This is a genomic window from Flavobacterium sp., assembly GCF_031423415.1.
Lineage (GTDB): Bacteria > Bacteroidota > Bacteroidia > Flavobacteriales > Flavobacteriaceae > Flavobacterium.
In genome coordinates, this window is sequence record NZ_JANPFL010000022.1 from 1 (window position 1) to 5,690 (window position 5,690).

The following is a 5,690-nucleotide window of genomic DNA, read 5'->3' on the forward strand; positions in this document are numbered from 1 at the left end:
TTATTTTGCCTAACATATTGCCACTTTTTTATACCGAAATATACACTTTTTGGCGATTTAAAAGTACTGTTTTCAACTGAATTTAATCACAAGTTATTAACAATCAAATTGTTAATTCATTTTTAAGGAATGACTAATTACCAAATCGAAACGGATGAAAAACTATAAATAAGGTATTCTGTTTAAAAAAAATGCCACTATTAGTGGCAAAAAAATAAAAGTCGAATTCGTACACTTTTAAACCAAAAAAATAGGCTTTCGCCTATTTTTTTGATTTCCCTAAAATTCCTTTATACCACGGTTTTGCTTCTTTTTTTTCCTTTTCGCTATCGGCACCATAACCATATACTACGCCATATCCATAGCCTCCATATCCATAGCCTCCATATCCATATCCTTTAGAAACAGCAGTGTCATTAAGAATAAAGGCCATGTTTGGCAGTTTTTTATCTTTATGCAAATTACCGGCAATATTGAGCAAACGCTTGTCTAAATAATTGGCTCGAACCACATAGGCAAAAGTATCAGCGTGTTTTGCTACAATTAAAGTGTCTGAAACCAAACTTACAGGAGCGGTATCTACAACAATGTAATCATATTCACCTTTTAATTGAGCAAATAATAAATCTAATTTGGGACTCATTAACATTTCTGTTGGATTTGGTGGAATACTACCTCCTAGAAGCACATCAAATGCTTCAAAACCTTTCATTTTATTGATGAAATTTGCAACAGGAATATCCTTAGTAGATAAGTAATCCGTTAATCCTCTATTGCTTTGAATACCAACATACTCATTTAACTTTGGCTTTCTAATATCCAAACCAACTAATAAAACTTTTTTTCCCGAATGTGCAAAAATTGCAGCCAAATTAACAGACAAAAAAGTCTTTCCCTCTCCTGGAACGGTTGAAGTCACAAAGATACTTTTAGCTTTGCCATCAGGAACTTCGGTCAACATAAAATCTAAATTAGCTCTAACAATTCGTATAGCCTCGGCAGTGCTAGTTCTACTTTTAGTACCAATAATTTCGTTGGGTGTTGACGATCGAGGAACATCTCCCAAAAATGGGATGTTAAATTTATCTGTAATATTCAACCGAGATTTAACTTTTGTATCGAATAAAGTTTTAACATATAAAAATCCAAATGGAATAAGTAGTCCCAATAATAAAGCCGAGAAATAAATTAATCTATTATTAGGAGATACAGGGTTTTTAGCAGCCTTTGCAACATCGATTACTCGTGCATTAGGTTCTGTTGCGGCAAGTGAAATAGCCGTCTCCTCTCTCTTTTGAAGCAAATATAGGTACAGTTCCTCCTTTACCTTTTGCTGTCTGGCAATTACTCTAAACTGTCGTTCTTGAACGGGAATCTTCCCTATTTTAGAATCCAAAAGACCTTCCTGACCTTTCAAATTAAGTTTTTGAATGTTTAAATTAGATTGCAAACGCATCAGACTTTCTATCACATTAGCTTTTAACGAAAGAATTTGTTGGTCTAATTTTACAACCATAGGATTAGAAACAGTAGCAGATTTCAAAATTCTATCGCGCTCTAATACCAATTTATTGTATGAGCTAATCAATTCAGAAGTATCTCCCTGACCTTCAATAATATTCGCCGGAAGCAAATCCCCATTCGTACTTTTCTTCATGAATTGCAACATGGAAACTACCACATTCAATTGAATTTCATTCTTTACGCTTAGTTTATTGTAATCGCTAGAACCTTCTATAAACAATTTAGCCTCCGATTCTATGTCAGTAAGACCGTTCGATTTTTTGAAACTTTCCACATCTTGTTCTACACCATCCAACTCCTGAGTAATCAAGACCAATCGATCAGAAATAAATTTAGATGTATTCTCAGATATAAAATTCTTGTCTGCGGCGGCATCATCATTATAAATTTGAATCATTGTATCTAAAAAGGCTTCGGCTCTCTTCGTTTTAGAATCAACTATTGAAACACCAACGACACTACTCGTTTTACTGATTGGATTCACCGTTATTCGCTTTAAAAAGCCCGTGACAACATCATCTAGTGGGGAAAGATTAATGCGGATTGATTCAATATATTCTCCTTGTGTTTTTAAATCTGTAGGTTTGGTAACAATTAAATCCCCACTACGAGTTGGTATAATTTCTCCATAACGAAACTCTTTCTTGCTCGTTAATAGTTGTGGAATTCCATCTCTAAGATTACCTGCCCCTATTAATTTAAAAGTTCCAGGAGATAATTTCACAAACTCCCAACTCATTTTGTCGTCATAAAAACTAGATTTTAGGTTTATGAAATTAACATCAATTGGAGCCTCTTTGTATACATCAATGGTGTTGATTTTTCCCTTTTTTAATATAGAAACATTTAATTCCAGTCGTTTAACAGTACTCTCTACTAAAGTTCTAGATTTTAGAATTTCTACCTCATTATCCACATTACTTTTCATTCCACCTCCAAATCCCAAATCGGCAAAAGCTGACATTTCAGAGAGTATACCCCCTTTTTTATCATCTTTAACTAAAATATTTGTGCTTGCCATATATTGTGGAGTAGTATATCTTAAATAAAAGTAAGCGATACTTAGGCAAATTAAAACCCCTAAAACAAACAACGGCCAATAAAAAAGATACCTTTGTAAAGCGTCCTTTATATTAAAATCTTCGTCTGTATTGTCGTCTGACATAATGTTAGTGCTCATAGATAGTGATTATCTTAAAATTATAGTAATTATGGTAATAAGTAAGGAAGTTACAGATATGATTGCGCTTGTATTTGTCCCAACAGCCGCCCCATTAATTCTAACTTTATTGGGCTCCACGTAGACCACATCGTTCTGTGCCAAATAATAAAATGGCGATTTAATGAAATCGGCCTTAGTAATGTCAACCCGATTATAGGTTTTCACACCATTGACTTCTCTGATAATAAGAATATTATCTCTTTTCCCATAAATAGTCAAATCCTTCGCCATGCTTATGGCTTCAATAAGAGTCACACGATCCGAATTAATAGTGTATATACCTGGCGAAGTCACTTCTCCCTGTATCGAAATTTTAAAATTAGTACGACGTATGTTAATGATTGGATTTTTTATGTATTTAGCTATTCTAGTCTCCAATAATTGTTGTAGTTCAGAGCGAGATAAACCTCCTACTTGAAGTTTCCCAAGAACTGGAAAAACTATCGTTCCACTTGCATCAACTAAATACGTTTGTATGGACTGCTGTTGCGCAATGTTATTTATGCCAAGGGATGAAGGTATACTAGCAGCAGTCAAGTTAAAAGGAAGTGCCGATTCAGCATCTTCCGCTGAAACAATAATCATCAATAAATCATCGGGTTGAATTTTAATCTCGTAGGTATTCACGTTCTCGGAAGAACCTAAACTATCTATATTTTGATAATAAACAAGTTCTTTACGTGGTTTACAGGAAAAAAAAATAACAACTAAAAGAAAGGCAATTGTTATTTTTAATGAAAATAAATACTTCATAAATTATAGTTTTAAAATCGCAAATATAAACATTAACATAGTATGCATCATTACTTTTACTTAGATTTTTTACATTAATTTATAAATTAAATCTAAGCAGAAACTAATAAAAAAAATTTAGCTAGATTTACCAATTTTTTATCAAATGATTATAAGTTAACTTGGAATTAATGCACAAAATTTCAAAACAGATTGTGAAAGAAGTTGTTCAATCTATTTTATTAAAATTAAAGGAATCTTAGTAAAAGCAGGTGTTTTCGAAATTACAACACCCATCTCGGCAAATGTGAATCTGAAATTGATTAAAAAACTATCTTAAGAGCATATCCGCATTTCGTTGTTTATGTTAAAAGAAAGTTGCAAGTGTGCAAATTTTTACAACCAGAAAATTTATAAACGGGTTAGAAATCAATTAAACTGTATTCGAGATTATCCGCAGACAGGATTTTGACTCAAAAATCGAATTAGAAACTAGTGGATACTTTTTAAGTTAAAAAAGTTAATAAGGTTATAAAAATGAAACTTTAAGTTGATTTAAAAAGCCTGCTCATCACCAGTGAATACTGCCGTAAAAGTTTTCCAAATTATTTTTAAGTCCAAAATAAAATTCCAGTTTTCTATATACCAGATATCGTATTCTACACGAGCCTCCATATCCGCTAACGCTTTTGTTTCTCCACGAAAGCCATTGACTTGTGCCCAGCCTGTGATACCAGGCTTCGCATAATGCCGTACCAAGAAGTTATCAATTAGTTCGGAATATTGCTCCGTGTGCGACAACATATGTGGTCGTGGCCCCACTACTGACATAGCCCCTATGAATACATTAAAGAATTGTGGTAATTCATCCAAACTAGTTTTACGCAAAAAAGCACCAACTCTCGTTATCCGAGGATCATTTTTGGTAGCCTGTGCAATATTAGCATTATCATTAACATACATTGTTCGAAACTTATAGCAATCAAAAGATTTATTGTCTCGACCTGACCGTTTTTGTACAAAAAAAATCGAACCTCTAGAATCTAATTTAATTAAGAGAATAATAATAGGAAACAACCACGAAAATAAAAACACAATTACTAATAAAGAAAAACAAAAATCAAAAAGTTGTTTTACAATTCGATTTACGGGGATTTCCAATGGTTCTTTCCGCAACATCAAAACAGGTATATTACCATTGCCATAAAAAGAGACCTGAACCCTATTTGTTTTAGTGTACTGCTGAAAATCAGGAATGTACCTTATTCGCACCATGTATCGTTCACAAAGCGAAGTGAGTTGATTGATTACTGCGATATTATTAATATGCAGTGCAACATACATTTCATCAATATTATTAGTACTTAAATACTGTTCAACAGCTGCGAATCCACCTAAAACAGGAGCATTCAAAATTTCATTCGTATCTACTTCATCATCAAAAAATCCTACTACCTTATACCCATAAGTAAGGTCTTTAGAAAGAATTCGATTCATCCGCTCACCCATTGAATTTGCTCCAACTATGATAACTTTTCTAAAATTAAAGCCTCGCGTCCTAACGAATTTCAAGAACTTCATATAAAATATTCTAAAACTAACCAACAAAATAAAAAAAATGGTGTAAAAATAGGTTATTCTCAGACGAGAAACTTTATCATATTTTAAGGCGATAATAAAAATAGCAATAATAGCTATATGAATCAGCAGTAATCGAATAGTTCTGTATAAAATTGATTCTATACTTTCCATTCGGATAATTCTATAGGATTCTTTGTAAAGCAACAACATAATCCAAAAAATATTCGACAATAAACAAACTGCCTGAACTTCATTCAAGTATAGATTTTGAAAATTTCCAAATCGTATCAAAAAGGACATTGCTATTGCGACATTCAGCACGACCACATCCCAAAATAAAAATCCAATCTTGTAATAACGAGAAAAACGGAAGGTAGACAGTGCTTTAAAAATTGACATAAAAATAAAGTTAGTTTCTATTCAAATCTTTTAGTGAATAAAAGGAATTATTGTCCTTCAAAAAATTAAGCCAAATTTAGGAACATTTGTTATTATTATATGGCTTTGGGTGTAATTATTTAGTCAACCCTTAAAAAGAGCTATTTTTAATTTCCACAAAAATAGGAATATTATTTTCAGGATAGAAGTTGAACAAATAATTAAGCCAAAAAACAATTTGTTCCTTGATTTG

The 5,690-nt window shown here is 32.4% G+C and carries 3 protein-coding genes; all 3 read right to left on the bottom strand.

The features are described from left to right. Positions 1–262: 262 nt before the first annotated feature. Positions 263–2,704, bottom strand: coding sequence for a polysaccharide biosynthesis tyrosine autokinase (locus RMO83_RS02660; protein WP_310558124.1), 2,442 nt, complete (start codon positions 2,702–2,704; stop codon positions 263–265). A gap of 9 nt (positions 2,705–2,713) precedes the next feature. Continuing rightward, positions 2,714–3,499: a polysaccharide biosynthesis/export family protein gene (locus RMO83_RS02665; protein WP_310558125.1), complete on the bottom strand. Its 786-nt coding sequence runs from the start codon at positions 3,497–3,499 to the stop codon at positions 2,714–2,716. 534 nt (positions 3,500–4,033) lie between these two features. Continuing rightward, on the bottom strand, positions 4,034–5,458 hold the full coding sequence (locus RMO83_RS02670; protein ID WP_310558126.1) for an undecaprenyl-phosphate glucose phosphotransferase: 1,425 nt from the start codon (positions 5,456–5,458) through the stop codon (positions 4,034–4,036). Positions 5,459–5,690 lie beyond the last annotated feature (232 nt).

Bases quoted from the DNA above. Each gene is read 5' to 3' on its own strand.
- RMO83_RS02660 (WP_310558124.1), bottom strand. From the start codon at position 2,704: ATGAGCACTAACATTATGTCAGACGACAATACAGACGAAGATTTTAAT.
- RMO83_RS02665 (WP_310558125.1), bottom strand. From the start codon at position 3,499: ATGAAGTATTTATTTTCATTAAAAATAACAATTGCCTTTCTTTTAGTT.
- RMO83_RS02670 (WP_310558126.1), bottom strand. From the start codon at position 5,458: ATGTCAATTTTTAAAGCACTGTCTACCTTCCGTTTTTCTCGTTATTAC.